Below are 1086 nucleotides of genomic sequence, written 5' to 3'. Positions count from 1 at the left end.
CAAAACCGCGGCCTGCTTCGCCGGCGCGTGCGGCCTCGACCCCGGCATTCAGCGCCAGAAGATTTGTCTGGAATGCAATATCCTGGATCACTTTGGTGATCTGCGAGATTTCCTGTGACGATTCCTGCAGCTTGTCCATGGCCACAATGGTGTCTTTCACCACCGCGTCGCAGGATTTTACCCCGTTCTGGGCGCTGTCCGCCAGTTGTTCGGCCCGGCCGGCATTGTCTGCCGACTGCTGAACATTGGCGGTCAGTTCGCTGATTGAATTGGTGGTTTTTTCAAGCGTTGCCGATTCCGCTTCTGTGCGGTGGGCCAGGTCCATAGAGGCTTCGGCAATGGATTTGGTGCTTTCATCCACGCTGCTGGTCAATTCGCCGATGTTGGAGATCGATACGCTCAGCGCCTGCAGCGAGTCGTTCATATCCATCCGGATCGATTTGAATTCTTCCGGGAAGAACTCTTTGATCGGCTTGTCCAAACGCTTGTGCTGAAGATCCATCAGCGCTTCGCCGATGCGGCGCGCAACGGTCATGATCTCTTCGCGGCGCTGCTTTTCCTCCTCCATACGCTCTTCCTGCTTGCGCTGGGTCACAGAGCGCAAGTCGACCACATTGCGTGCGACCGAGCCAATCTCGTCCCGGCGGTTTGCACCTGGCACGTCAACGTCTGTTTCACCGGTGCCCAGCTTCTTCAGGGCGCTGTTCAGAACCGAAAGGCTTTTGGTCATGTCCCGTGCGATGATCACGCTGAGACCCAGAACCGCAACCAGAAGAACAGCTGTGAACACTGCCATTTCCGCCAGCAGAAACTTGTTGTCCGCATCAAAAGCCTGCATGTCCCGTTCTAAGTGCTCGATCAGGATTCCCTCTTTCTTCTGAAGCACTTCCAACGCTTTGCTGGCTGCCGCGAACCACTGATCCGATGTCATTTCTGTCTGGGCTCCGCCGCTCAAGATGGCCTTTCGAACGTCCTCGAACGCCTTCATCTCAGGCGAGGTGAACAGCCCCTGGACGGTCTCGCGGTCTTCCGCAGTTGCGAAATCCATGAACAGCGACAGGCGTTCCTTGAACACTTCATGATAGG

General features: G+C 56.4%; 1 protein-coding gene. It reads right to left on the bottom strand.

Annotated elements, in window-relative coordinates; all coding sequences use genetic code 11:
* A partial coding sequence (locus A2I95_RS41390) for a methyl-accepting chemotaxis protein (RefSeq protein ID WP_291738085.1) occupies window positions 1-1086 on the bottom strand: 1086 nt, incomplete at both ends.

It is taken from the genome of Leisingera sp. F5 (assembly GCF_001593695.1).
This window is presented reverse-complemented; position numbering and strand designations above follow the sequence as displayed.